The following is a 23,978-nucleotide window of genomic DNA, read 5'->3' on the forward strand; positions in this document are numbered from 1 at the left end:
ACGGCCCGTGAGGGCGAGAACCGCATTCTCGCCCTCACGGGTCACCGGCTTCGCACAGCAGGCGGATCGGACTTCACGCGCAGAGGCGAACCCGGCGGCCCTCGAAGCCGACGACGTCACCGAGGCGGAGCTGGCGCCCCCTGCGTCGGTCGACCTCGCCGTTCACCGTCACGGCGCCGTCGATGATCGCCTCCTTCACCTCTCCTCCGGAGTCGAGGAGCCCGGCGAACTTCAGGAACTGCCCGAGACGGATCGCCTCCCCGCCGATCGAGACGTCGTCGATGCGAGCCGGGTTGGTCATCCCCGAATCGTAGCCGCTGCTCCCGCCGGCTCTTCAACCGGGGCGGTCGCCCGGGCGGACCCGCGACTCAGCCGTCGCCGTGGGTGCGATCCCCGTCGTCTTCGCGCCGGTCCGGATCATGCGCGTCCCCGGTCTCGTTCTCGCGCTCGAGCGGCGCTGAGGTCTCCGCAGTCGCGGTGTCCGCCTCCTCGTCCGGCGCCGCGGCAGGCTCCGCGGGGACATCGTCGGATGCCTCGGCCTCGCCGGTCTCGTCCGAACTCGGCGTCGCCTCCGCCGGCGCAGCAGCCGACTCCGACACCTCGATGTCGGGACCCTGCTCGATCACCGGCACCTCGCCCTCGCCGTCGGCCCCGGCATCCCCGGGCTCACCGGCATTCGCCGGCTCAGCGGCATCCGCAGGCTCCACGTCCACCGGCTCCACGTCCACCGGCTCGACGTTCGCCTGCGCGGGCTCCATGTCGTGTGCCGCGCCGGCGGGCGCCGGCGTGGCATCCGACACCTCGATGTCGGGCCCTTCCTCGATGACGGGCACCGCGATCTCCGAGGTATCGGTCGACACCGCGCCCGCGGACTCGCGCAGACGGCGCTGGCGTCGCGTCTCGAACGCCGCCGCGGCGGCGGCAGCGGCACCGGCTCCGGCAGCGCTTCCGCCCGCGGCCATCTCGCCGCTGCCATCGGCCTCGCCCGCCGGAGCGCCCGCGCCGACGAGCGCCGGCACGGCCGCGGCATCCGTCCCGCCGGCGGGACCCTCGCCGTCCGGCCCGGGACCGCCGTCACGTCCGCGGCGGCGCTCGGCCCGCCGTTCCTTCGCGCCCTCGACGAGGTTGTAGAGCGTCGGCAGCACGAGGAGCGTCAGCACCGTCGACGACACCAGGCCGCCGATCACGACGATCGCGAGCGGCTGCGAGATGAAACCGCCCTGGCCGGTGATGCCGAGGGCCATCGGAGTGAGGGCGAAGATCGTCGCAAGCGCGGTCATGAGGATCGGGCGCAGACGGCGCGAGCCGCCGGCGATCGTGGCGTCGTGGGCCGACAGCCCCTTCTCGCGGTACTGGTTGACGAGATCGACGAGCACGATCGCGTTCGTGACGACGATGCCGATGAGCATCAGCACGCCGATGAGCGATGCGACCCCGAGCGGCACACCCGTGATGATCTGCAGCAGGATGGCGCCGGTCGCCGCGAACGGCACCGAGATCAGCAGCAGCAGCGGCTGGCGCAGCGACTTGAACGTCGCGACCATCACGATGTAGACGATGAGGATCGCGGCCAGAAGCGCCAGGCCGAGCTGCGTGAAGGCGTCCTGCTGCTGCGTCACCACGCCGCCGAGGGATGCGTCTGCGGATGCCGGCAGGTCGGCGTCTTCCAGCGCGGTCGTGACCGCGGCCGAGGCGCTGGCGAGGTCGTCGGTCGACGGCGTCACCGTCACCGTCGAGGTGCGCCGGCCGCCTTCGGTCGTGATGGAGGTCGGGCCTTCGCTCTCTTCGACGGTCGCCACCTCCTCGAGGGGGATGGGTCCGGTGGCGCTCGGCACCTGGAGCTGACGCAGCTCGTCCAGCGACGCGGGCGTCTCGGACGCCGCGAGGTACACGGTCAGCGACGTGCCGTCGATCTCGACCGAGCCGATCGACTGCGGCTGCATCGTGTTCGACACCAGCGCGCCGACGGCGACCTCCGAGAGGCCCAGCTCGGCGGCCCGCTCGCGGTCCACCGTCACGGCGATGTACGGCAGCGACGCCGAGAGGTTGCTCGAGACCTGGCCGACGCCTTCGGCTGCGTCGACGGCCTCGACGACGGCATCCGTCGCCGTCTGCAGCGTGTCGGCGTCGGGCGCCGTCACATCGATCTCGATGTCGCTCGATCCGAACCCGCCGCCCGCCGTCGAGACGGTGATCTCGCCGGCGTCTTCGAGATCGGCGACCGCCGCCTGCACCTCTTCGCGCAGGGCGACCTGGTCGACACCGGGGTCTGTGGTGATCGAGTAGGTGATGCCGCTGCCGCCGCCCGAGAAGGCGTCGCGCAGAGCCGAGCCGCTGGAGCCGATCGACACCTGGACGGTCTCGACGCCCTCGACGCCGAGGAGCACCTCCTCGACCTCCTCGGCGGCCGCGCTCTCGGCCTCGAGCGAGGGCGCCGGGCCGATCTCCTGCGTCATGGTGAACGTGTTCTGGCCGGAGTCGCCCAGGAAGTTCGTCTTCATGAAGGGCGCCGCGGCGATCGTCGCGGCGAGCACGAGCAGCGCGAGTCCCAGCGTCACCCACGAGTGCTTCAGCGTCCAGCGCAGGATCGGCAGGTACGACTTCTGCAGGCGGCTGGGCGGCGCCGCAGGGTCCTCCGGGTCGATCGCGACGCCACGCTCGTCGAGGATCGGTTTGCCGGGCTTGAGGAACCAGTACGCCAGCACCGGCACGATCGTGAGCGCGACGAACAGCGACGCGGTCATTGCGATGGTGACGGTCAGCGCGAAGGGGCGGAAGAGCTCGCCGGTGACGTCGCCGACGAAGGCGATGGGCAGGAACACCGCGACGGTCGTGATCGTCGACGCCGTGATGGCCGAGGCGACCTCGCGCACGCCGCGGAGGATCGCCCTGCGCTTGTCGGCGTCGCCGACGTAGTGGCGCTTGATGTTCTCGATGACGACGATCGAGTCGTCCACGACGCGTCCGATGGCGATCGTGAGCGCGCCGAGCGTGAGGATGTTCAGCGAGTACCCGAATGCCTGGATGCCCACGAACGTGATGAGCACGCTGGTGGGGATGGAGATCGCGGCGACGAGCGTCGAGCGCACCGACAGCAGGAAGACGAAGATCACGAGCACCGCGAAGACGAGGCCGAGCAGGCCCTCCTTCGCCAGCGTGTCGATCGACTCCTGGATGTACGGCGCCTGGTCGAAGACGACGGTGAACTGCGCACCGCCCAGCGACTCCTCGAGGTCGGGCAGGATCGCCAGCACCCCCCGCGAGACGTCGACGGTGTTGGCCGCCGGGAGCTTGGTGACGGCGATCGTGACCGCGGGCTCGCCGTTCACGCGCGAGACCGTCGTGACCGGGTCGGCCTCCTCGGCGACCGTCGCGACGTCTGCGATCGTCGTCGCCCCCGCCAGCGCCTGTTCCGGCGTCGACGGCACCAGCGGCAGCGCCGCGATCTCGTCGACCGTCGTGATCTTGGCGCCCGTCTGCACGGTGAGCGTCTCGTCGCCCTCGGTGATCTCGCCGCCGGGGAACAGCACGCCGTTCTGCTCGAGCGCGTCGCTGATCGCCTGCTGCGTGAACCCGGCGGCCGCGAGCGCCGCCTGGTCGGGCGTGATGGTGATCCGCTGCCCGACGCCGCCGACGATCTGCGCCGCGTTCACGCCCGCCACGTCCTCGAGGTCGGGGATGACGGATGCCTCCAGCTGCGACTGGATCGCCTCCTCGTCGTCGTAGCCGGTCACGGCCAGCTGGATGACGGGGAAGTCGTCGATGCTCGCCGAGATGACGTTCGGCTCGACGCTCTCGGGAAGCTGGCTCTTGATGCGGTTGATCGCCTGCGTCATCTTCTGCTCGGCGGTGGCGAGATCCGTGCCGTAGGTGAAGGACGCCTGCACGATCGAGGCGTTGGTGGTGCTGGTCGCCGTCGAGGTCTCGAGCCCCGGCACGCCCTGGATGGCGTTCTCGATCGGCACTGAGACGTCGTTGCTCACGACCTCGGGCGACGCGCCCGGGTAGGTCGACACCACGATGAGGGCGGGGAACTCGATCGAGGGGATGAGCTCCTGCTTGAGATTCGTCAGCGCCAGGCCGCCGAAGATGGCGGCGACGATCGTGATCAGCGCGATGAGCGCGCGGTTCTTGAGGCTCAGGACGGCGAGGTTGGACACAGGTGCCTTCGCTGGGTGAAGTGGTGCGACGGATGATCTCGATACGGTCCCCGTTTCGCGCGGAACCGCACTCGATCCGGCGGCAGGAGCCGGCACGATACGAAGATGTATCGGGTGTCAGTATTTCATGCAGCTCTCATGTGAGCGCCCTGAGTGCCGGTCGACGGGTCACGCCGCCGCGGAGCCGAGCAGCAGCCCGAGCCCGGCGGCGACCGCGGTGAGCGCGAGCGTGCCGAAGAGGTTGAGCGCGGCATCCCGCCACCGCCGCCGCTCGGCGAGCAGCACCGTCTCGACCGACACCGTGCTGAAGGTGGTGTACCCGCCCAGCAGCCCCGCACCGAGGGCGAGGGACAGCCCGGGCGCCACCGCCGCGCCGAGCCCGGTGAGTACGCCGAGCGCGAATGACCCCGAGACGTTGACGATCAGGATGCCGACCGGGAACCGCGCCCCCGCGGCGGGCGTGACGAGGCGGTCGACGAGGTAGCGAAGGCCCGCCCCGACGCCCCCGGCCGCGGCGACCACCAGCAGCAGGGGACTCATTCGGCGTCCTCGGGTGCCTCGATGCGGCCGGGGGCGTCGGCGATCCGGCGTCCGAGGAACAGGCCGACGAGGGCTGCCACGACGCCGGCGGTGACGGATGCAGCGGCCAGCGCCGAAGCGAGCCACGGCGTCGCCGCCCACGCGGCCGTCGCCACCGCGAATGCGCTGTAGGTCGTGAACCCGCCGAGCACGCCCGTGCCGAGGAACCCGCGGAGCAGAGGACGCCGCCCGTCGAGCCATCCGACGACGATGCCCAGGAGCAGCGAGCCGGCCGCGTTGATGCCGAGCGTCACCCACGGCACGGCGGCGGGGTCGCTGACCGGCAGGACGATCGCGGTCCGGGCCAGCACGCCGACCGCCCCGCCCGCCACGGTGACCGCGAGCACGCGGACATCGACGGGCTGGGGCATCCACTCACGCTACTTCAGCGACGTCCTCCGGCTCGGTATCGCTGCGGACCGGGCGCAGCAGCGACCGGATCGCCGACTCGGGCGTCCTGGACAGGTCCAGGATGTTGCCCTCGCGGTAGCGGACGAAGACGCGGGGATCGATGTACGACCCGCGGGCGACCGCCGGGGTGTTGCCGAGGGCCTCCGCGGTGGCGCGCACCGCGAGCACCTCGGCGCGCTTGAGGTCGGTCTTGGTGTCGACGGTGCCGATGTGCGCGAGCGCTTCGGCGGCGAGGATCGTGCCGCGGAGCGTGCGGAAGTCCTTGGCGGTGAACTTGCCGCCGGTGAGCGACCGCACGTAGGCGTTGACCTCGGCGGGGGTGAGCGGCACGCGGCGCCCGGCGCGGTTGAACGCCAGCAGCGGTGAGCGCGGGCGCCCGGGCACGAGCAGCTCGATCGCCGCCGCCAGGTCGGCGTCGTCGATCTCGAGGTACTGCAGCTTGCCGCTCTTGCCCGGGAACGTGAGGGTGACGACGGTGCCCTCGACGGAGGCATCCCGTCGATGGAGGGTCGTGAGCCCCCGGCTGCCGTTCTGCGCGAGGTAGCGCTCGGATCCGATGCGGGGTGCGGCGTTGTCGAGCAGCCGGAAGGCGACGGCGAGCACCCGCTCGCGATCGAGGTCGTCCCGGCGGATCGAGGTGGTGACGCGTGCGCGGGCGCGGGGCAGCGCCTCGGCGAGCGCGAGGGCGCGGGCGAACTTGCCCCGGTCGCGGCCGGCCGTCCAGGCGGGGTGATAGATGTACTGCCGGCGCCCGGCGTCGTCGGTCCCCACCGCCTGGATGTGGCCGTCGTCGCGGACGCTGATCCAGACGTCCTGCCAGGCCGGCGGGATGACCAGCGCCCGGATCCGCTCCAGGTGCCGCTGCCCGGGCGTGCGGCCCTTCGCGTCGAGATACCGGAAGCCGGACCCGGCTCGCAGACGCCGGAAGCCGGGGTCGTGGAAGGGGCGCACACGCGTGAGCTTCGGCATGTGCTCAGTCTCCCCCGACCGCCGGGCCGGCCGGCGCATTGCCCGGTCGGCCCGGCGGCCACATCGTCAGTGGTTCCGGATCATCTCGACGAGCTCGGACTTCTTCTTGCCCGAGTAGCCCGAGAGGCCGAGCTCCTTCGCGCGCCTGCGCAGCTCGGGCACGGTCCGGTCGTCGTAGTTCGTCGCCTGGGCGCCGCGGCGTCCGACCGTCTTGCGGCCCTGGTTGGCCGCCGCGTTCGAGATGCGCGCCGCCTTCTCCTTGGACGCTCCGTCCTTGCGGAGCTCCTCGTACAGCTCGGGATCCTTGAGGTTGGATCCGCGTCCTCGAGGCATCGCTTCCTCCTTCCCTCGCCGCATCGCTCGGATGCGGACGTGCTGGCCGCCCGCTCAGAGCGGCTTTCCCCCGGTGACCGGGACAATGGCGCCGGAGGTGTACGACGACACGTCCGAGGCGAGATACACGTACGCGCCGGCGAGCTCCGCGGGCTGACCGGCGCGGCCCAGCGGCGTGTCCTGCCCGAACGACGCGAGGCGCTCCTCGTCCCAGCCGGTGGCGGGGATGAGCGGCGTCCAGATCGGACCGGGCGCCACGCCGTTGATGCGGATGCCCTTGGGCCCCAGCTCCTCGGCCAGCGCCTTCACGAGCGCGACCTGAGCGGCCTTGGTCATCGCGTAGTCGACGAGGCCCGGCGAGGGGTTGAACGCCTGCACCGACGTGGTGAGGATGATCGAGGCGCCCGGCTTCAGGTGCGGCACGGCGGCACGGAGTGTGAAGATCTGCGCGAAGAGGTTGGTCCGGAACACCCGCTCCATCTCCGCGGTCTCGAGCGTCTCGATGCCGTCGCGGTCCTTCTGGTACGCCGCGTTGAGGACGAGGACGTCGAGTCCCCCGAGCTCTTGGACGGTGCGCTCGACGATGTCGGCGCAGAACTGCTCCTCGCGAAGGTCGCCGGGAAGGGTCAGCGCCCGCCGGCCGGCGTCGGCGACGACGCGCGCGGTGTCCTGCGCGTCCTCTTCCTCCTCGGGCATGTAGACCAGCGCCACATCGGCGCCCTCGCGGGCGAAGGCGACGGCGACCGCGCGGCCGATGCCCGAGTCGCCCCCGGTGATCAGCGTGCGGCGGTCGGTCAGGCGCTGAGCGCCCCGATACGAATCCTCGCCGTGATCGGGTTCGGGACGCGTCTTGCCGGTGAGCCCCGGCTGGTCCTGCTGCTGAGCCGGGAAGCCTTCGTCGTGGTGCGCGGTCGTGGGGTCCTGCGGCGCCGATGAACTCATACCCGCACGCTAGGGCCGCGCGTGCGCGCGTTCACGGGGGTTGACTTCCCCGGCGGACGGCCTTAACACGAGGCCCTGCGACTATCACCGGCGCCGACACGCCGTCAACCCCCTGCGAAGGAGCGGTCACCAGTGCCACTGTGAGACCGTGCCCACAAGGCATCCGTTGCATCCCCTTGCACCGGACACGCAGAAGGAGAAGATCTCATGAACCTCGCCTTGATCATCATCATCGTCGTCGCGATCATCCTTGCGATCGTGGGCGGTCTGAACTCCGCGCTGAACTGGCTGCTGTGGGTGGCCATCATCGTCGGTGTCATCGCGCTGATCGTGTGGTTGTTCCGAGTGATCAGCGGGAACCGCAGGGCCTGACCCGACCCACTGAGCTGTAGACGGCGGATGCCGCGGCCAGAGCTGGCCGCGGCATCCGCCTGTCTACGGGGTCCGCGCGGGACTACAGGTTCGCCTCCGCGTACACGCGGAGCGCGTCGCGGACGAACTCCGCACCGTGTGTGCCGCCCGAGCTCGTCGCGTAGTTCGCGCCGAAGCGCGGGTCGGCGACGTACATCTCCCCGAGCCCCAGGACGTAGCCCCTCACGTCGCCACCGGGCGTCGCCGCGGGCGTGCCGGGCACGCCCGTCAGCCACTGGACGTGGCGCTTCGCGAGCGCCTGCGCCTCGTCACTGTCGGGCGCGACGCCGGACTCCGCCGCGGCGATCCAGTCGCGGCCGAGGTCGGAGACGCGCTGCTGCCACGCGGCCTTCTCCTGCGCGCTCATCGAGCGCCACCACCGGTCGCTGTCGGCGTAGGCCTGCGTGCCCCAGCGCTCTACGACCTCGTCCTTGTACTGCGTGTGGTCGAAGCCGTCGAACATGTTCTCTGCCATCAGTCGTTCACCTCCTCTCAATGCGCTGATCGTGCTCTCGACCGACGCGATCTGCCGCGTCAGCCGGTCCTGCTCCTGCCGCAGCCACGCGAGGTGAGTCTCCAGCGCGTGCGCTTCGGACGCCTCGCGATCGAGCACCTCTCCGATCTGCGGCAGCCCCAGTCCGAGCTGGCGCAGCAGCAGGATGCGCTGCAGGCGCACGAGCGCGGCCTGGTCGTAGTGGCGGTAGCCGTTGTGGCCCACGCTCGACGGCGCGAGCAGCCCGATGTCGTCGTAGTGACGCAGCGTTCTGCTGGTCGTTCCGGCGAGCTTGGCGATCTGCTGGATCGACCACTCGTGATCCGTCATGACGTCTTCCCCTCTCTCGTGCCGTCCCTGATCACGGTAAAGGTTGACGCTGCGTCAAGGTCAAGCCGAATGATCGCTGTACTTTCTTGACATGGTCGCGATATATCGTGTTACTCTTCAGACACGCGATATATCGCGAATACCCCAGACAGGCAGGAGAAGCAGCCATGACCCTGGAGAAGTGGATCATCCACCCGGGCGAGACGCGCGTCATCGACATCGAAGCCGTTCGTTCGCTCAAGATCGGCCTCGTCGGCGGACAGGTCGACGTCGTCGCCCACGACGAGCCGGGCATCCGGATCGAGGTGCACGACGTCACCGTCAAGGACCTCCGCATCGAGGTCACCGAGGACCAGGTCGAGATCGACCACCCGCAGCTGCGCTGGGACAACTTCCTCGAGGTGTTCCGCAACTTCGGCGCCGGCGGTCCCAAGGCCGAGATCAGCGTCGCCGTGCCCCGCGACGTCGCGCTCACCCTGGGCGTGGTCAGCGCGAGCGCCCTCGTCACCGGCCTCCAGGCCGGCGCCGCACTGAACACCGTCTCCGGCGACATCCTGGTCGACGGCCTCACCGGCGACCTCTCGGTCAACGCCGTCTCGGGCGACGTCCAGGTGCGCGGGCTTGTCGGCGGCCTCAACGCCAACAGCGTCTCGGGCGACGTCGCGGCGACCGGCTCGCTGCGCAAGGCCACCGTCGACACCGTGTCGGGCTCCGTGCTGGTCGACTCCACCGGCGAGATCCACTCCGTCGGTCTCAACACCGTCAGCGGCAGCTCCACCGTGCGGCTGGACGAGGGCTACCCGGCCAACTACGTCATCCGCAGCGTCAGCGGCCGCGTGCAGATCGACGGCGTCGTGCGCTCCGGCCAGGGCACCGGCCCGACGACCAACTACGCCGGTTCGGTGGGCGAGCTGAGCGGCAACTTCGCCGACGTGCGGGCCCACAGCGTCTCGGGCGACATCACCGTGCTCCGCCGCGCGGCCGCCCAGATGACGGATGCCCCGGCCGCGGCCTCCGTCGGCACGACGCCGGCCGCTCAGGCTCCCGTCGCGGGATCCGAGGCTCCGGCCGAGGCGTACGGCGGCGACAGCACCGCGGACACCCCGTTCGGAACCGACCGGCAGGCCGAGGCCGGCGCCGACCGGGAGGAGCTGTGATGGCCCCGGTCTTCTCCCACGGCGACCTGCGCCTGTACCTGCTGAACCTGCTCGATGAAGGGCCCCGCCACGGCTACGACATCATGCAGGCCCTGTCGGACCGCACCGGAGGCACCTACACCCCGAGCGCCGGCACGATCTATCCGCGACTGGCGAAGCTCGAAGAGGAGGGCCTCGTGACGAAGTCCGTCGACGGCCGCAAGACCGTCTACTCGATCACCGAGGCAGGCCACGCCGAGGTGCAGGCCCGCGCCGGCGAGCTCGAGGGCATCGAGGCGGGTCTCGCCGACTCGGTGCGGCTCATCGCCGACGAGGTGCGCGGCAGCGTCCGCGAGGCCATGAAGAGCCTGCGGGCGGATCTCGCCGCCGCTTCCCGCGAGGAGCGCGAGACCACACCGCAGCGTCCGCGCGAGGACGACCCGCGCGTCCGCAGCCGTGAGCAGGTGCAGCGGCTCGACGCGCTCGTGAACGAGTTCCGCGCGAACCTGCGCGGTGACGTCCGCGTCCATGTCGCCCGTGGCGGCGAGCTCGCCTCCACGGTGGTGGACCAGGTCGCCGGCGAGCTCGACCGCATCGCGCGCGACGTGACACGCGCGCTGCGAGGCTGAGCCGCGGCATCCGCTGAATGCGAGAGGGTGGGCCCCGTCCCGGGAGCCCACCCTCTCGTCGTGCGTGCGCCCCGATCAGCGCCGCGCGAACGCCACCGCCGCCGGGCCGCCGTCGACGCCGCCGACGCGCAGGATCGCGTCGTCGCCGTCGCGCTCGACCACCAGGTCGCCCGACAGCACGCGGGAGCGGTCGAAGTCCACGCTGTCACGGCCGAGCCGGTGGTCGCCGGTCCCGTCGAGGAAGACGATGCGCTCCGACGGCGTCCACCACTCCCGCATCCAGCGCCCATCGGACGACTGCGGGCTCTCGCGGCGGATCGTGGTCTCGGACGCCTCGGCCACCGCCCGCTTCCAGTCGCCGAACCCGCGCAGCGACTCCTGCTGCAGTTCCGGGATGATCCCCTCCGCGGTGGGCCCCACGTTCAGCAGCAGCCGGCCGCCCTTGGCCACGACGTCGATCCAGTGCTTGGCCAGACTGGTCGAGTCCAGGATCTCCTTGGGCGACTCGAGCTGGTTGTATCCGAACGACCACCCCAGGCCGCGGTTGTTCTCCCAGACCTCCTTGGCCTCGTTCTCGCGTCCGGCCGAGTACTCCGTGGTCGCGAAGTCGGAATGCGTATCGCCCCACCGGTCGTTGACGACGCCCTCGGGATTCGCCTCGTAGTACTGCGCGAACAGCTCGTACAGCCCGTCCTTGCCGAAATGCTTGCCGGCGTCGGGCCAGTCGATGTCGTTCCACAGCACGTCGGGGCGATAGCGGTCGATGAGATCGCGTACGTGGGCGAGCGCGTAGTAGTTGTACGCGGCGTCGTTGGGACGAATCGAGTGCACCTCCGGGCCCGACCGGTGAGGCGGCAGATCGCTCACCGACCAATCGAGCCCGCCCGAGTAGTAGACGCCGAACCGCATCCCCTTCGCGCGGACCGCGTCCGCGATCGCGCCGATCAGGTCGCGCTGCGGGCCGCGCCGGACGGTGTTGCGCGAAGCCGTCCCGGGGGCGTCCCACAACGCGATGCCGTCATGGTGCTTCGTGGTCGGTACGACGTACTCCGCCCCCGCGTGGGCGAACAGCTCCGCCCACGCCCCCGGATCGAAGCGCTCGGCCTTCCACTGGTCGAGGAAGTCGTCGTACGGTGCATCTCCGTGGACGGTGCGGTGATGCTCCTGTGCCGGGCTGCCGTCGATCCGGATGGTGTTGAAGTACCACTCCGCGTACGGGTTGTGGGCGAACCACTGGTCGTCCGGCACCTCGCCGAGCGCGCCGATCGGCTCGGCCCACGCGGGCACGGAGTACGCACCCCAGTGGATGAAGACTCCGAACTTCGCCTTCGCGAACCATTCGGGCAGCGGGCGCGACAGATCGTCCCAGCTCTCATCGGTCACGGCATCCTCGACTTTCATCCGATGTATCGTCCTCAATCTTGGACATATCGGGAAAGCGAGTCAACAGCGCGGCCTAAACATCCGCTCTTTCGAGGATGGCCCGGCGCTGGACCGACGGGCGTCAGGCGGGCCAGATCTCCTCGTCGTCGGGCACCGGTTCGCCCAGCGGCACCACCAGGATCGGGCGGTGCTGCCGATGCGCGAGGCGGGCGCCGACCGAGCCGGTGAAGAACTCGCGGACCGACTCACCGAACCCGCGCTTGCGGGTGCCGACCACGAGCAGCCGGGCGTCGATCTCGTCCGCCAGGTGCTTGAGCGCCATCGCCGGGTCGCCGACGAGCTGGCGCACGGTCCAGTCCACGCCGGAGTCGGCGAGGACGGCTGCCGCGGCATCCTGGACGTTCGTCAGGTCGCCCTCGCCACCGGTGATGTTCATGTCGATGGGGGCCGAGTGGACGTAGCCGTCGGGGTCCTCGTACGTGACGAAGCGGGTGACGTCGACGTGGACGACCGCCAGCGGCGCCCGGAGGAGCTTGGCGTACCGCGCGGCCTCTTTGAGGACCCGCGGCGACTGGTCGGGGATCACTCCCGCGATCACCGCCCCGTGCAGGCTCTCGTTGCTCCTGCCGTCGACTTCGGGCTCGGATGCCTCGTCGGTCATACGTCCGTGCTCCTCCCGCACCACTGGGGCCGGAACCGCCGGGGTGCGGGGGCTCCGTGTTATCCTGAATGCTACTCTTACCGGCTCGAAGCCGGATTCGTGAATGCCCGGGTTGCGCGGCGGAAAGCCCGCAGAAAAGCCCGCGACTCTAAATGAGGGGGTCTCGCATGGGGCGTGGCCGTCAGAAGGCGAAGCACACCAAGATCGCCCGAGAGCTGAAGTACGACACGTACAGCGTGAACTACTCGGCGCTCGAGCGCGAGCTCGGTCACCACAGCGAAGACGAGTACGTCGACAAGTGGGCGGACCAGTACAACGACGAGGACGAGGACGAGACCTCGCCCGTCTCGTCGTCGCAAGCCTGAGCGCTCGTGCGAGGCGGTCACGCCTCACCGCGCTCTGAGACGACCCCGCGCGCTGCGGTGCGCGGGGTTCGTCGTGCTCGGGGACGATCCGGGCGCGGTCACCACGCGCCGTGGCGCCGGGACCAGTCGTCTTCGACGGTGTGCCGCCGCGCCGCCACCGCGCCCGCCGGGATGGCGGCGGCGACGACGCACGCGAGCACGATGAGGGGGCCGGTCCACGAACCGGTCGCGTCGTGCAGCAGGCCGATGCCCACCGGGAACAGCGCGGCGATCGCGTAGCCGCCGCTCTGCACGAACCCGCTGAGAGCGACCGCGCCCTCGTGCGTGCGCGTGCGCAGCCCCACGAGCACGAGGACCACCGGGAACAGGAGCGGCGCGAGCCCGATCAGCACGACCCACAGCCACGGCGCCGCTGCGGGCGCGAACAGCAGGCCCGCGATGCCGGCGAAGCCGGTGACGACGGCGACGCCGAAGAGCGCGCGGGTCGCGTTCAGACGTGTCACCAGCAGCGGCACCACGAGGGATGCCGGCAGCCCCATGAACCCGAAGAGCGAGAGCAGCGCGCCCGCCGTGGCCGGGGTGACGCCCGCGATCTCGACGAGCATCTTCGGCATCCACGCGAACGAGGTGTAGGCGATCGTGCTCGAGACGGCGAACGCGACCAGCAGCGCCCACGCCAGCGGAATGCGCCACATCCGCCCGAACACGCGAGGACTCGCCTGCTCGATGTCATCGTCGGCTCCGTCGGCATGGCGGCGCAGCGCCAGCGTGATCCACGGGATCGTCGCGATGAGGGCGAAGACCGCCCACAGTCCCAGCGAGACGTGCCAGTCCGTGGCATCCGCCACCGGCACCGCGACGAGGGCGGGCAGGAACGTCGACACCGCCATCGTCGTGGAGAACACCGTCGTCATGAGCCCGATGCGGTCGGGGAAGTAGCGCTTCACGAGCGGCGGCAGCAGGATGTTGCCCGTCCCGACGGCCGCGAAGACGAACGCCGTGCCGGCCAGCAGCAGCCCCGAGCTGGGCGCGAGGCTGCGGGCGACGAGGCCGACCGCCACGACCGCCATCGCCACCACGGCGAGCCGCTCGAGCCCGAACCGGCGCTCGAGCGCCGGGGTGAGCAGGCCGAACACGGCGAAGCACACCGGCGGGGCGGTGCCGATCAGGCCGATCACCGCGGCCGGCAGCGCGAAGTCCGCCGAGATGTGGTCGAAGAGCGGCGACAGCGAGGCCACGGCCGACCGCAGCGAGAACGCGAACAGCACGATGCCGACGAGGGCGAGGGTTCGCCCCTGCCAGAGCGGGCGGGCAGGGGACGATGTCACTCGTACAACCCTAGAGCCGGCGCCGATGCCCTCGGCGCGCCGGCCGACGGGCTCAGCTCTCCTGGGAGCCCTCCACCCACGCGAGATACTCGTCGGTGACGGTGCCGGTGATGTACCGGCCATCGAAGCAGCTCATGTCGAGATCCTCGACGTCGGACCCCTCGAGGATCGCGGCCTTCAGGTCGTCGACCTCCTGGTAGACCACGAAGTCCGCGCCCAGCTCCTGCGCGATCTCGGGGATCGTCCGGCCGTGCGCGACCAGCTCGTGCCGCGAGGGCATGTTGATGCCGTAGACGTGCGGGTAGCGCACCGGCGGCGCCGCCGAGGCGAACGTGACGCTCTTGGCACCGGCATCCCGCGCCATCTGGATGATCTCCTTCGACGTCGTGCCGCGCACGATGGAGTCGTCGATGAGGAGCACGTTCTTGCCCTTGAACTCGGTCGACATGGCGTTGAGCTTCTGCCGCACGCTCTTCTTGCGCACCGCCTGCCCCGGCATGATGAACGTCCGCCCGATGTACCGGTTCTTGTAGAAGCCCTCGCGGTACTCCACGCCCAGCTTGCGCGCGACCTGCATCGCCGCCGGCCGCGAGGAGTCGGGAATGGGCATGACCACGTCGATCGCCTCGCGCGGCGTGTACTTCGCGATGGTGTCGGCGAGGCGGTCTCCCATGCGCAGGCGCGCCTCGTACACCGAGATGCCGTTCATGACCGAGTCCGGACGCGCGAGGTACACGTACTCGAACGAGCACGGCACCAGCTGCGGGTCGCTCGCGCACTGGCGGGTGTGAAGGTTGCCTTCGAGGTCGATGAAGACCGCTTCGCCCGGGTCGACGTCGCGCACGACCTCGAACTCGCCGTTCTCCAGCACGAGCGACTCGCTCGTGACGACCCACTCGTAGTGGCCGTCCGCGTTCTTGCGCGTGCCGAGGATGAGGGGACGGATGCCGAACGGATCGCGGAACGCCAGCAGACCGTACCCCGCGATCAGCGCGATCGCCGCGTACGATCCCTCGACGCGCTCGTGCACGCGCGTGACCGCCTGGAACACCTGTTCGGGGTCGAGCTCGAGTCCCGAGATCGAGGACTGCAGCTCGTTGGCCAGCACGTTCACCAGCAGCTCGGTGTCGGAGCTGGTGTTGAGGTGGCGGCGGTCCTTGTGGAACAGCTCCTCGGTCAGCTCGCGCGTGTTGGTGAGGTTGCCGTTGTGCACCATGACGATGCCATACGGCGCGTTGACGTAGAAGGGCTGCGCCTCCTCCTCATTCGACGCGGTGCCCTTGGTCGCGTAGCGCACATGGCCGAGGCCGATCTCACCGAGGAGCGCGCGCATGTCGCGGGTGCGGAACGACTCGCGCACCTGGCCCCGCGTCTTGTGCATGTGCACGACCCCATGACGCTCGGCCGTGGCGATGCCGGTGGAGTCCTGACCGCGGTGCTGCAGGAGGAGGAGGGAGTCGTAGATCTCCTGATTGACGGACCCGCGGCCCACCATCCCGACGATTCCGCACATGGGTGTTGCCTGCTCCGTAAGGTCGTGCGACTCAGCGGGCCGTGTGGCTCGCGTGCGCCTGGTGGTCTGAATAGGCGCCGACGAGACGCACCGCGCCGCCGTCGACTCCCTTTGCGCCCTGCTCCCACTCGCCGTCCGGCCGGGCGCCGCCGCGGACGACGCCGACCTGCCAGGTCGCGATGCCGCCGAGGGAGAGAGCGGATGCCGCCGCCTCGGCCTTGTCGGCCGCCACGACGGCGAGGAAGCCGATGCCGAGGTTCCAGGTGCCCTCGGTCGACTCGAGGTCGAGGTCGCCCAGGTCGGCGAGGACGCGGAAGACAGGGGAGGGCGACCACGTCGAGCGGTCGACCTCGACCCACGTGCCCTGCGGCAGCACGCGGGCGAGGTTCGCCGCGATGCCGCCGCCGGTGACATGGCTGAGCGCGTGCACGCGGTCGCCGTGATCGGCGATGAGCCGCAGGAGCGGCTTGGTGTACAGGCGCGTCGGCTCGAGGAGGGCCTCGCCCCACGTCGCGCCGAAGTCGGCGGCGTTGTCGCCGTACTGCACGCCGGCGCCGGTGACGATGTGGCGCACCAGCGAGTAGCCGTTGGAGTGCAGGCCCGAGCTCGCGAGCGCCAGCACCACGTCGCCTTCGCGCACCCGCTCGGCGCCGAGCACGCGGTCGGCCTCGACAACACCGGTCGCGGCGCCCGCGACGTCGTAGTCGTTGACGCCGAGCAGCCCGGGGTGCTCCGCCGTCTCGCCGCCGACCAGGGCGGTGCCCGTCTCGGCGCAGCCGGCGGCGATGCCGCGGACGATGTCGGCGATGCGCTCGGGGAACACCTTGCCGCAGGCGATGTAGTCGGTCATGAACAGCGGCTTGGCCCCGACGACGACGATGTCGTCGACGACCATGCCGACGAGGTCCTGGCCGATCGTGTCGTGCTTGTCGATCGCCTGCGCGATGGCGACCTTGGTGCCGACGCCGTCGGTGCTGGTGGCCAGCAGCGGCTTGTCGTACGCCTTGAACGCGCTGGCGTCGAAGAGCCCGGCGAAGCCGCCGACCCCTCCGAGCACCTCGGGTCCGTGCGTGCGGCGGACGGCCGACTTCATCAGCTCCACGGCGAGGTCGCCGGCAGCGGTGTCGACGCCCGCAGCGACGTACGGGTTCACCGGCTGTTCGGGGCGTGAAGGGGCGTCGCGTTCGGAGGAGGCCACGGCTACCAGCCTACCGGCGGCGTGACGGAGCGGATGCCGGGGTTACGGGCCGCTCCCCCGGCGCCGATCGGCACCCTGATCGTTGCCCGCGCCCCGGTCCGGACGTCGCGGGGCGGATCTATGATGTCCGCATGGGCGGCACCGGTGCACCGGAGTGGCTGATCCGCGAGGACGCAGGTCAGCCGGTTCTCCTCGCCCTCTATCTGCGCCAGGTGCTCGGCATCCGCTCTCCTGAGGAGCTGCCCCATCTGCGCGGCATCCCCCTGCGCGCCAACGACCGCTCCGACGAGGCGCAGGCGACGCTCGAACGCCAGTGGCGGGAGTTCTGGGCGATGACCGTCGAACCGCAGGCGCACCCGTCGCCCGTTCCGCTCGCGCTCGTCGACGGGTTCGACATGACGCTCGCCCTGCCGGTCGAGGGCTGCGACGACCTGCGGCACGCGTTCACGCCGCATGCCGCCGACGCGATGGCCTTCGCGAAGGCCGCCCACGAGCGCTACCGCAAAGAGGCGTCGCACAGCACCGGCACCGCCTACCGGGCCTATGCGGGCGCCATCGCCGAGCACGAGCGGCAGGTGGGCCGCCGGGCGCACTCGTTCGAGCTCAACGTCCAGGTGCTGCCGCTGAATCAGCGGGGCGTGTGGTGGATCGGCTCCCTCACGATCGCCGTCACCGACGGCCTGCGCGGCGACGTCGCCGCCTTCGACGCGGCGATCCACCCGATCATCGCCGAGCTGGCCTGAAGAGCCCGAGCTCAGCGGCGATCCTCGTCTGCGCCGGACTGCGGGTCGACCTGCACCGACGCGTGGTCGACCGAGACCTCGTGCGTGTGGCGGCGCGATCGACGGTCGAAGAGCAGCGCGACCAGGGCGCCGAGCACGATGCCGACGGGCGCGCAGATGAGCGCCAGGAAGCCGAACACCTGGGTCTGCGAGTACTCCACGCCGGTGTTCGGGCTCACCTGCGACGTGCCGTCGAAGGCGAAGGTGAGGATCATCGCGACCAGCAGGCCCAGCGCGGCGCCGGCGATGAGGAAGACCGAGATCTTCGGGGCCCGCCGCACGCGCAGCGTCTCGACGCGGTCCTGGCTGTGCTCGGGCATGTCTCCATTATCCCTTCGGCCGGCGGCCGCTCGGGCCGTCGGGCCGGTCGGTCTCGATGTCCTCGGCGTCCCGCACCCACTGCGGCACGTCGTCGGTGACCGGAGAGACGAGGTCGTCGCTGAGGCTCGTGGCGTGCTCCGCGATGACCGAGCGGCCGCGGCTGCCCACCACGCGGTCGAGCACGATGACGACGAGGCCCGCGACGAGGAGCCCGAACCCGACGCAGATGACGGCGAAGACGCCGAACACGCGCAGGTACCCCGAGGCGCCCGTGGAGAGCGGGCCGCCCGGCTCCTCGGACACGGCGGCCGCCGCGGTGAGGACGCCCGCCGTCACCAGGCCGAGGACGATACCCGAGATCATGATCCGCCCGATGCGCGGGGCGCGACGGACCCCGACGGACTCCCACTCCTCGTGGATGACGTGCTCGTCGGGGTCGTCGTCGCCGGCTGCGCCGGTGCGCGCGCGGGTCATGGTGCCATTGTCCCACCGCGGGACGGGCGCGTCTCGGGGTCAGGGGCGCAGCGGCAGCAGGTGCGAGATGTCGGCGCGGGTGCCCGAGGCGACGATGCGGCCGGCGGAGGAGGCATCCGCCCAGTGCTCCGCCCCCGTCGCCACTGCGATCCAGGTCGCGGGATCGGTCTCGACGACGTTCGGTGGGGTTCCGCGGGTGTGCCGTGGCCCCTCGACCACCTGCACCGCGCCGAACGGAGGCACGCGCACCTCGACCGAGTTGCCCGGCGCCTTCTCGGCGAGCAGCTGCAGCAGGTAGCGCACGGCCGTGGCGCGGTCGGTGCGGGAGGCGGGGACGGATGCCGCGCCCGCCGCCGCGACAGCCTGCAGGGCCGCGCGGCCGTCGTCGGTGGAGATCTTGCGGGCCACGACCCCACGCTACGCGTGTCGCGTGCCGGCGGAATCCTCGACGACCCGAAACGCGGCGGAGCGCCCTCGGTAGGCTGGACGGCGTGAAGATCCTGGTTCTCGGCTCGGGCGCGCGGGAGCACGCCATCATCCTCGCGCTGCGGTCCGAGGAGGCCGAGCACGAGATCTTCGCCGCCCCCGGCAACGCCGGCATCGCGCAGGACGCCCAGCTCGTATCGCTCGACGCGAACGACCCGGTCGCCGTCACCGACTTCGCGATCGAGAACGACATCGCGCTCGTCGTGATCGGCCCGGAGGCTCCGCTGGTCGCCGGGGTGGCCGATGCGGTGCGCGAACGCGGCATCCCGACGTTCGGGCCCGGCAAGGCGGCCGCGCAGCTGGAGGGCTCGAAGGCCTTCGCCAAGCGCATCATGGAGGCGGCGGGCGTGCCGACCGGCCGCGCGGTGCGGGCGTACTCGCGCGCCGAGGTCGAGGCCGCGTTGGACGAGCTCGGCGCTCCGCACGTGGTCAAGGCGGACGGACTGGCCGCCGGCAAGGGGGTCATCGTCACGTCCGACCGCGATGAGGCGCTCGCCCACGCCGACCAGTACCTCCCCTCGGGCCCGGTGCTCGTCGAGGAGTACCTGGACGGTCCCGAGGTGTCGCTCTTCTTCCTCAGCGACGGCGACCACGTGCTGCCGCTGAGCCCCGCGCAGGATTACAAGCGCCTGCTCGACGGCGACGAGGGACCGAACACCGGCGGCATGGGCGCGTACTCGCCGCTGCCGTGGCTCGACGGCAGGTTCGGCAGCGAGCGGGAGTTCGTCGACCTCGTGACGCGCGACGTCGCCGAACCGGTCATCCGCCAGCTGGATGCCGAGGGCACGCCGTTCATCGGGCTGCTCTACGCCGGCCTCATCCTCACCGACGGCGGCGTGAAGGTCATCGAGTTCAACGCCCGCTTCGGCGACCCCGAGTCGCAGGTGGTGCTCCCCCGGCTCGTCGACCCGCTGTCGGAGCTGCTGCTGGCTGCGGCATCCGGCACCCTCGAGGACTCCCCCCGTCCGGCGTTCGCCACCGACGTGGCCGTCACCGTGGTGGTGGCCAGCGAGGGCTATCCCGCCGCGCCGGTGACCGGGCGCGAGCTCACGGGGCTGCGCGAGGCGTCGGCGGTGCCGGGCGTCCACCTCGCACACGCCGCGACGGCCGAGACCGACGGCGGGCTCGTGGCCACCGGCGGCCGCGTGCTCAACGTGGTGGGGATCGGGACGACGTTCATGGAGGCGCGCGAGCGCGTCTACCGTGCGCTCGGCCAGATCGAGCTCGAGGGCGGGCAGCACCGCACCGACATCGCCGCCCGGGTCGCCGAAGGGCTCTGACCCGCCCGCGGCCCCGCATCGGCCGAAAGGACGAGGCCGGTCGGTCCCGACGGCCGATGTGCCGTGGCATCCGTCACCGCCACCATGGCGGCATGACGACCTCCAGCTCCCTCCCACGCACCCGGCGGCGCGCGCCCGAGTGGCTCGTGCCCGCAGGCCTCATCGCCCTGAGCCTCGTGCCGGTCGCGGCCGGCTCGGCGCGCCTCACGCAGCTCGCGACCTCCGCCGGCGTGACCGCCGACAACGTCCGGTTCTTCGACGCGCCGGTGCCGATCGTCGCGCACATCGTCGGCTCGACCGTGTTCCTGGTGCTGGGCGCGCTGCAGTTCGCGCCGTCGCTGCGGCGCCGGCGCTGGCACCGCGTGGCCGGACGCATCGTCGCGCCGGCCGGGCTGGTGTCGGCGCTGTCGGCGCTGTGGATGACGGTGTCGTACCAGATGCCGGCCGCGGTGACGGGTCCGGGGCTCGCCGCCGTGCGCATGGTGCTCGGCGTCACGATGGCGGCGGCGATCGTGGCCGCCTTCGTCGCGATCCGCCGCGGCGACGTCGGCACGCACAGCGCGTGGATGACGCGCGCGTACGCGATCGGCCTCGGCGCCGGCACGCAGGTCGTCGTGTTCCTCCCGTTCACGCTGCTGATCGGGGCGCCCACGCCTGTCGGCTACACGCTTCTCATGACCGCGGGGTGGGTGATCAACCTCGTGGTCGCCGAGATCGTCATCCGCCGGCGGGCCCGCACCGGCGCGCGGCGGACGGGGCCTCGGTCCACGTCGGCGCCGACCGCCGCCCGCCTATCATGAGGGCATGACGAGCCCGGTCCGCGCGCTCTGGGACGCGCCCGCGGCGACTCCGGAAGCGCCCCGGCGCGTGTGGCGCGACGGGGTGCTCGTCGCGGTGATCCCCGTGCTCGCCGTGTTGGAGGCATCCGTGCGCCCCGACGTGCCGTCGCGCTGGGTGTGGGCCGTCGTGCTCGCCGCCCTCGCGCCCACGCTGCTGTGGCGGCGCACGCGCCCCTTCATGATGCTCGCGATCGCCTTCGCCGTCGGCACCGCGGTCGGCTTCATCGTCGGCGGCGATCCGCAGCTGTACACGACCGCCTACTTCCTGATCCTGCTGTACGCGGTGTTCCGCTGGGGCTCCGGGCGGGCGATGCTCGCGGGCGGTGCGCTCGTGGCCGCCGGCATGGCGCTCACCGCCGCCGGGTCGGCCCCATCGCCGCCCGACGCGGTGGGCGGCGCCGCCGTCGCGGTCACCACGGCGACGCTCGGACTCGCGATGCGCTGGCGTCGGCGGGCACGCAGCCGCGAGCTCGAACAGGTGCGGCTGCTCGAGCGCGAGCTGCTCGCGCGCGATCTGCACGACACCGTCGCGCACCATGTCTCGGCGATCGCGATCCAGGCGCAGGCCGGCACCGCCGTGGCCGCGACCGATCCGGGCGCGACCGCGCAGGTGCTCCAGGCGATCGAGGCCGAGGCATCGCAGACGCTGCGCGAGATGCGCGCCATGGTGGGTGTGCTCCGCGCGGACGCGCCGGTGGCGCCCGCACCCGGCCTCGCCCGGATCGCGGACCTGGCGCAGACGGATGCCGCCGGCCCGGCCGTCGCCGTGCACCTCGACGGCGACCTCGACACGGTGCCCCCGGCGGTGGGCGCCGCGGTGTTCCGCCTGGCCCAGGAAGCGGTGACGAACGCGCGGCGACACGCCCGCGACGCGACCCGCGTCGAGGTCGGCGTCGACGTCGACGCGGCGGGGGTGCGGCTGTCGGTCCGTGACGACGGCGGGAGCGCGGCATCCGCGACTCCCGGATTCGGGATCACGGGCATGCGCGAGCGGGCAGCGCTCCTCGGCGGCACGTGCGAGGCCGGCCCGGCGCCGGGCGGCGGGTGGGCCGTCACGGCGACGCTCCCGCGCAGGGGGTGGGGATCATGACCGTGCGCGTGCTCGTCGCCGACGATCAGGACCTCGTGCGCACCGGACTGCGCATGATCCTCGACGTGCAGCCCGGCATCGAGGTGGTGGGCGAGGCCGCCGACGGCCGCGAGGCCGTCGCGCTCACGCGGAGCCTGCGCCCCGACGTGTGCCTGTTCGACATCCGCATGCCGGTGATGGACGGCCTGGAGGCGACGCGCACGGTGGCGGGTCCGGACGTCGCCGACCCGACGCCCGTCGTCGTGATCACGACCTTCGACCTCGACGAGTACGTCTACGCCGCCCTCCGCGCGGGCGCCCGCGGCTTCCTGCTGAAGGACGCCGGTCCGGTCCTGCTCGCCGAGGCCGTGCGCGCGGCCGCGCGCGGCGACGCGCTCATCGATCCGAACGTCACCGTCCGCCTCATCGAGACGTTCGCCGGCGCGGCGCCGACGCCTCCGCCTCCGCCGTCCAGCCCCCTCACCGACCGCGAGGAGGCGGTGCTCGCCGGTGTCGCCCGCGGGCTCGGCAACAGCGAGATCGGCGACGAGCTGCACGTCTCCCTCAGCACCGTGAAGACCCACCTGGGAAGCATCATGGCCAAGCTGGGCGCGCGCAACCGCGTCGAGCTCGCGATCTGGGCGCACGAACGCGGCCGGTCGCGCGACTGAGCCCCAGCGTCAGTCCCGCGCCGGCCGCGCCGCCGCGCCCGCTGATCACACCGCCGCCCGCTGCTGCAGCAGCGGGCACTCGAAGGGATCGCGCTCCCCCAGTCCGACACGGTTGATGTACCGCGTGACGATGCGGTACGACTCGAGCAGGCCGGTCTCGGTGTAGTGCACGCCGTGGGCCTGGCAGTAGTCCTTGATCGTGCCCGACGCCCTCCGCAGGTGCGGCCGGGGCATCGAGGGGAAGAGGTGGTGCTCGATCTGGTAGTTGAGCCCGCCCATGGCGACGTCGAGCAGGCGGTTCCCGCGGATGTTGCGGCTCATCAGCACCTGCCGGCGCAGGAAGTCGAGCTTGACGGATGCCGGCACCAACGGCATGCCCTTGTGGTTCGGCGCGAACGACAGCCCCATGTAGACGCCGAAGATCCCCAGCTGGACGGCGAGGAACACCGCGGCGATCCCCGGCGAGAGCACGATGAAGACGAGGGCGAGGTATCCCCCGATCCGCAGCGCCAGGAAAGAGCCCTCCACCGCCCGGTGGCGCAACGGCTCGCGCGAGAGCACCCGCCGCACGCTCGACGCGTGCAGCGACAGCCCTTCGAGCAGGAGGATCGGGTAGAAGAAGACGCCCTGGTGCGCCATCACCCAGCCGAGCACCGGGCCGTACCGGCGAGCGCGGCGGTCGACCTGGTCGGGGGTGACCGACACGACCGGCAGCTCGATGTCGGGATCGGAGCCGATCTTGTTGGGGTTGGCGTGGTGGCGCGTGTGCTTGTGCTGCCACCACCCGTAGCTCATCCCGACGAGGAGGTTGCCGAGGATGAGCGACGTCCAGTCGTTCCAGCGGCCCGAGACGAAGATCTGCCGGTGCGCCGCGTCGTGGCCGAGCATCGCGATCTGCGTGAACAGGATCGCGAGCGCCGCGGCGGTGAACAGCTGCCACCAGGTGTCGCCGATGAGGACGAAGGCGGCGACCGCCGCCGCCAGCACCACCACGGCGCCGATGAGCTTCGTCCAGTAGTAGCCGTAGCGGCGGTGCATCAGCCCGCTCGCGGCCACGATCTTCGCCAGCCCGGTGAAATCGTTGGGCGGCCGGTCGGTCCGGGCAGCAGTCGTCCGGATGCCGGTGGTGGGTTGTCCGGTCATGTCATCGACCCCGATCCTCGAGCCGCACCGATGCGGCGGAGACGTCGGGGTCCAGGACGTCCTGGCCACAGG

The 23,978-nt window shown here is 71.5% G+C and carries 25 protein-coding genes and 1 pseudogene; 9 read left to right on the plus strand and 17 right to left on the minus strand.

Annotated features, from left to right (window positions below; all coding sequences use genetic code 11):
* Positions 1-73: 73 nt before the first annotated feature.
* From ACZBH1_RS05575 to ACZBH1_RS05605, 7 genes and pseudogenes are all read right to left on the minus strand, one after another.
* Complete coding sequence (locus tag ACZBH1_RS05575) at positions 74-301, minus strand: RNA-binding S4 domain-containing protein (protein ID WP_463645769.1); 228 nt, start codon at positions 299-301, stop codon at positions 74-76.
* Positions 302-1,007: 706 nt separating this feature from the next.
* Positions 1,008-4,160: pseudogene (locus ACZBH1_RS05580) on the minus strand (efflux RND transporter permease subunit); the annotation flags it as partial.
* Between the two features lie 168 nt (positions 4,161-4,328).
* On the minus strand, positions 4,329-4,700 hold the full coding sequence (locus ACZBH1_RS05585) for a fluoride efflux transporter FluC (RefSeq protein ID WP_463645770.1): 372 nt from the start codon (positions 4,698-4,700) through the stop codon (positions 4,329-4,331).
* Positions 4,697-5,110 carry a fluoride efflux transporter FluC gene (locus ACZBH1_RS05590; RefSeq protein WP_463645771.1) on the minus strand — a complete coding sequence of 138 codons (414 nt, stop codon included), beginning with the start codon at positions 5,108-5,110 and terminating at the stop codon, positions 4,697-4,699. Before ACZBH1_RS05590 ends, ACZBH1_RS05585 begins: the two co-directional genes overlap by 4 nt.
* 4 nt (positions 5,111-5,114) lie before the next feature.
* Positions 5,115-6,119, minus strand: a complete 1,005-nt coding sequence (locus ACZBH1_RS05595; RefSeq protein ID WP_463645772.1) for a DNA topoisomerase IB — start codon at positions 6,117-6,119, stop codon at positions 5,115-5,117.
* A 66-nt stretch (positions 6,120-6,185) separates the two neighbouring features.
* Positions 6,186-6,452 carry a DUF7218 family protein gene (locus ACZBH1_RS05600; protein ID WP_452323839.1) on the minus strand — a complete coding sequence of 89 codons (267 nt, stop codon included), beginning with the start codon at positions 6,450-6,452 and terminating at the stop codon, positions 6,186-6,188.
* Between the two features lie 54 nt (positions 6,453-6,506).
* Complete coding sequence (locus ACZBH1_RS05605; RefSeq protein ID WP_463645773.1) at positions 6,507-7,394, minus strand: SDR family oxidoreductase; 888 nt, start codon at positions 7,392-7,394, stop codon at positions 6,507-6,509.
* Between the two features lie 207 nt (positions 7,395-7,601).
* Here ACZBH1_RS05605 and ACZBH1_RS05610 point away from each other — a divergent pair, with 207 nt between their 5' ends.
* On the plus strand, positions 7,602-7,766 hold the full coding sequence (locus ACZBH1_RS05610) for a hypothetical protein (protein ID WP_336393898.1): 165 nt from the start codon (positions 7,602-7,604) through the stop codon (positions 7,764-7,766).
* 82 nt (positions 7,767-7,848) lie between these two features.
* Here the strand turns inward: ACZBH1_RS05610 and ACZBH1_RS05615 are convergent, their stop codons facing one another.
* Positions 7,849-8,628 (minus strand): MerR family transcriptional regulator, encoded by a 780-nt coding sequence (locus ACZBH1_RS05615; RefSeq protein WP_463645774.1) that lies wholly within the window; start codon positions 8,626-8,628, stop codon positions 7,849-7,851.
* Positions 8,629-8,795: 167 nt separating this feature from the next.
* Between ACZBH1_RS05615 and ACZBH1_RS05620 the strand changes: the two genes are divergently transcribed.
* Positions 8,796-9,785 carry a DUF4097 family beta strand repeat-containing protein gene (locus ACZBH1_RS05620; protein WP_336393900.1) on the plus strand — a complete coding sequence of 330 codons (990 nt, stop codon included), beginning with the start codon at positions 8,796-8,798 and terminating at the stop codon, positions 9,783-9,785.
* The gene (locus ACZBH1_RS05625) at positions 9,785-10,393 is read left to right on the plus strand and encodes a PadR family transcriptional regulator (RefSeq protein ID WP_336393901.1); all 609 of its coding nucleotides are present in this window, start codon (positions 9,785-9,787) and stop codon (positions 10,391-10,393) included. The genes ACZBH1_RS05620 and ACZBH1_RS05625 overlap by 1 nt, the downstream gene beginning before the upstream one ends.
* 75 nt (positions 10,394-10,468) lie before the next feature.
* Here the strand turns inward: ACZBH1_RS05625 and ACZBH1_RS05630 are convergent, their stop codons facing one another.
* Together ACZBH1_RS05630 and ACZBH1_RS05635 are read right to left on the minus strand one after the other, a co-directional pair.
* Positions 10,469-11,794, minus strand: coding sequence for an alpha-L-fucosidase (locus ACZBH1_RS05630; RefSeq protein ID WP_463645775.1), 1,326 nt, complete (start codon positions 11,792-11,794; stop codon positions 10,469-10,471).
* Positions 11,795-11,897: 103 nt separating this feature from the next.
* On the minus strand, positions 11,898-12,437 hold the full coding sequence (locus ACZBH1_RS05635) for a universal stress protein (protein ID WP_463645776.1): 540 nt from the start codon (positions 12,435-12,437) through the stop codon (positions 11,898-11,900).
* 167 nt (positions 12,438-12,604) lie between these two features.
* On the opposite strand from ACZBH1_RS05635, the gene ACZBH1_RS05640 reads away from it, so the two are divergent.
* Positions 12,605-12,802 carry a DUF3073 domain-containing protein gene (locus ACZBH1_RS05640; RefSeq protein ID WP_194397108.1) on the plus strand — a complete coding sequence of 66 codons (198 nt, stop codon included), beginning with the start codon at positions 12,605-12,607 and terminating at the stop codon, positions 12,800-12,802.
* A gap of 98 nt (positions 12,803-12,900) precedes the next feature.
* Here the strand turns inward: ACZBH1_RS05640 and ACZBH1_RS05645 are convergent, their stop codons facing one another.
* The 3 genes from ACZBH1_RS05645 to purM are packed head-to-tail and all read right to left on the minus strand — an operon-like array spanning position 12,901 to position 16,841.
* The gene (locus ACZBH1_RS05645; RefSeq protein ID WP_463645777.1) at positions 12,901-14,130 is read right to left on the minus strand and encodes an MFS transporter; all 1,230 of its coding nucleotides are present in this window, start codon (positions 14,128-14,130) and stop codon (positions 12,901-12,903) included.
* A gap of 52 nt (positions 14,131-14,182) precedes the next feature.
* Positions 14,183-15,643: an amidophosphoribosyltransferase gene (purF, locus tag ACZBH1_RS05650; RefSeq protein ID WP_336393905.1), complete on the minus strand. Its 1,461-nt coding sequence runs from the start codon at positions 15,641-15,643 to the stop codon at positions 14,183-14,185.
* Positions 15,644-15,674: 31 nt separating this feature from the next.
* A complete protein-coding gene (purM, locus tag ACZBH1_RS05655) occupies positions 15,675-16,841 on the minus strand; it encodes a phosphoribosylformylglycinamidine cyclo-ligase (protein ID WP_336393906.1) in 1,167 nt (388 codons plus the stop codon).
* Positions 16,842-16,972: 131 nt separating this feature from the next.
* Between purM and ACZBH1_RS05660 the strand changes: the two genes are divergently transcribed.
* Complete coding sequence (locus ACZBH1_RS05660; RefSeq protein ID WP_463645778.1) at positions 16,973-17,584, plus strand: zinc-binding alcohol dehydrogenase; 612 nt, start codon at positions 16,973-16,975, stop codon at positions 17,582-17,584.
* Between the two features lie 11 nt (positions 17,585-17,595).
* On the opposite strand, the gene ACZBH1_RS05665 is transcribed toward ACZBH1_RS05660, so the two are convergent.
* The 3 genes from ACZBH1_RS05665 to ACZBH1_RS05675 are packed head-to-tail and all read right to left on the minus strand — an operon-like array spanning position 17,596 to position 18,826.
* The gene (locus ACZBH1_RS05665; RefSeq protein WP_463645779.1) at positions 17,596-17,943 is read right to left on the minus strand and encodes a DUF6232 family protein; all 348 of its coding nucleotides are present in this window, start codon (positions 17,941-17,943) and stop codon (positions 17,596-17,598) included.
* A 7-nt stretch (positions 17,944-17,950) separates the two neighbouring features.
* Positions 17,951-18,418, minus strand: a complete 468-nt coding sequence (locus ACZBH1_RS05670) for a hypothetical protein (RefSeq protein WP_463645780.1) — start codon at positions 18,416-18,418, stop codon at positions 17,951-17,953.
* A 39-nt stretch (positions 18,419-18,457) separates the two neighbouring features.
* Positions 18,458-18,826, minus strand: a complete 369-nt coding sequence (locus ACZBH1_RS05675; RefSeq protein ID WP_336393910.1) for a sterol carrier family protein — start codon at positions 18,824-18,826, stop codon at positions 18,458-18,460.
* Between the two features lie 83 nt (positions 18,827-18,909).
* Between ACZBH1_RS05675 and purD the strand changes: the two genes are divergently transcribed.
* The 4 genes from purD to ACZBH1_RS05695 all read left to right on the plus strand — a co-directional run bounded on the left by purD (position 18,910) and on the right by ACZBH1_RS05695 (position 22,763).
* Entirely contained in the window at positions 18,910-20,184 is a 1,275-nt protein-coding gene (gene purD, locus ACZBH1_RS05680; RefSeq protein WP_463645781.1) for a phosphoribosylamine--glycine ligase, read from the plus strand.
* A gap of 92 nt (positions 20,185-20,276) precedes the next feature.
* Positions 20,277-20,984: a DUF2306 domain-containing protein gene (locus ACZBH1_RS05685; RefSeq protein ID WP_463645782.1), complete on the plus strand. Its 708-nt coding sequence runs from the start codon at positions 20,277-20,279 to the stop codon at positions 20,982-20,984.
* A 4-nt stretch (positions 20,985-20,988) separates the two neighbouring features.
* On the plus strand, positions 20,989-22,113 hold the full coding sequence (locus tag ACZBH1_RS05690) for a histidine kinase (protein WP_463645783.1): 1,125 nt from the start codon (positions 20,989-20,991) through the stop codon (positions 22,111-22,113).
* Complete coding sequence (locus tag ACZBH1_RS05695; RefSeq protein WP_378879479.1) at positions 22,110-22,763, plus strand: response regulator transcription factor; 654 nt, start codon at positions 22,110-22,112, stop codon at positions 22,761-22,763. The genes ACZBH1_RS05690 and ACZBH1_RS05695 overlap by 4 nt, the downstream gene beginning before the upstream one ends.
* 45 nt (positions 22,764-22,808) lie before the next feature.
* Here the strand turns inward: ACZBH1_RS05695 and ACZBH1_RS05700 are convergent, their stop codons facing one another.
* On the minus strand, positions 22,809-23,906 hold the full coding sequence (locus tag ACZBH1_RS05700) for a fatty acid desaturase family protein (RefSeq protein ID WP_463645784.1): 1,098 nt from the start codon (positions 23,904-23,906) through the stop codon (positions 22,809-22,811).
* Positions 23,907-23,978 lie beyond the last annotated feature (72 nt).

This window comes from Microbacterium sp. ZXT2-5, assembly GCF_055329545.1.

Excerpts from the sequence above, each read along its gene's own strand:
- ACZBH1_RS05575 (WP_463645769.1), bottom strand. The coding sequence starts at position 301 with ATGACCAACCCGGCTCGCATCGACGACGTCTCGATCGGCGGGGAGGCG.
- ACZBH1_RS05585 (WP_463645770.1), bottom strand. The coding sequence starts at position 4,700 with ATGAGTCCCCTGCTGCTGGTGGTCGCCGCGGCCGGGGGCGTCGGGGCG.
- ACZBH1_RS05590 (WP_463645771.1), bottom strand. The coding sequence starts at position 5,110 with ATGCCCCAGCCCGTCGATGTCCGCGTGCTCGCGGTCACCGTGGCGGGC.
- ACZBH1_RS05595 (WP_463645772.1), bottom strand. The coding sequence starts at position 6,119 with ATGCCGAAGCTCACGCGTGTGCGCCCCTTCCACGACCCCGGCTTCCGG.
- ACZBH1_RS05600 (WP_452323839.1), bottom strand. The coding sequence starts at position 6,452 with ATGCCTCGAGGACGCGGATCCAACCTCAAGGATCCCGAGCTGTACGAG.
- ACZBH1_RS05605 (WP_463645773.1), bottom strand. The coding sequence starts at position 7,394 with ATGAGTTCATCGGCGCCGCAGGACCCCACGACCGCGCACCACGACGAA.
- ACZBH1_RS05610 (WP_336393898.1), top strand. The coding sequence starts at position 7,602 with ATGAACCTCGCCTTGATCATCATCATCGTCGTCGCGATCATCCTTGCG.
- ACZBH1_RS05615 (WP_463645774.1), bottom strand. The coding sequence starts at position 8,628 with ATGACGGATCACGAGTGGTCGATCCAGCAGATCGCCAAGCTCGCCGGA.
- ACZBH1_RS05620 (WP_336393900.1), top strand. The coding sequence starts at position 8,796 with ATGACCCTGGAGAAGTGGATCATCCACCCGGGCGAGACGCGCGTCATC.
- ACZBH1_RS05625 (WP_336393901.1), top strand. The coding sequence starts at position 9,785 with ATGGCCCCGGTCTTCTCCCACGGCGACCTGCGCCTGTACCTGCTGAAC.
- ACZBH1_RS05630 (WP_463645775.1), bottom strand. The coding sequence starts at position 11,794 with ATGAAAGTCGAGGATGCCGTGACCGATGAGAGCTGGGACGATCTGTCG.
- ACZBH1_RS05635 (WP_463645776.1), bottom strand. The coding sequence starts at position 12,437 with ATGACCGACGAGGCATCCGAGCCCGAAGTCGACGGCAGGAGCAACGAG.
- ACZBH1_RS05640 (WP_194397108.1), top strand. The coding sequence starts at position 12,605 with ATGGGGCGTGGCCGTCAGAAGGCGAAGCACACCAAGATCGCCCGAGAG.
- purF (WP_336393905.1), bottom strand. The coding sequence starts at position 15,643 with ATGTGCGGAATCGTCGGGATGGTGGGCCGCGGGTCCGTCAATCAGGAG.
- ACZBH1_RS05660 (WP_463645778.1), top strand. The coding sequence starts at position 16,973 with ATGGGCGGCACCGGTGCACCGGAGTGGCTGATCCGCGAGGACGCAGGT.
- ACZBH1_RS05665 (WP_463645779.1), bottom strand. The coding sequence starts at position 17,943 with ATGCCCGAGCACAGCCAGGACCGCGTCGAGACGCTGCGCGTGCGGCGG.
- ACZBH1_RS05670 (WP_463645780.1), bottom strand. The coding sequence starts at position 18,418 with ATGACCCGCGCGCGCACCGGCGCAGCCGGCGACGACGACCCCGACGAG.
- ACZBH1_RS05685 (WP_463645782.1), top strand. The coding sequence starts at position 20,277 with ATGACGACCTCCAGCTCCCTCCCACGCACCCGGCGGCGCGCGCCCGAG.
- ACZBH1_RS05690 (WP_463645783.1), top strand. The coding sequence starts at position 20,989 with ATGACGAGCCCGGTCCGCGCGCTCTGGGACGCGCCCGCGGCGACTCCG.
- ACZBH1_RS05695 (WP_378879479.1), top strand. The coding sequence starts at position 22,110 with ATGACCGTGCGCGTGCTCGTCGCCGACGATCAGGACCTCGTGCGCACC.
- ACZBH1_RS05700 (WP_463645784.1), bottom strand. The coding sequence starts at position 23,906 with ATGACCGGACAACCCACCACCGGCATCCGGACGACTGCTGCCCGGACC.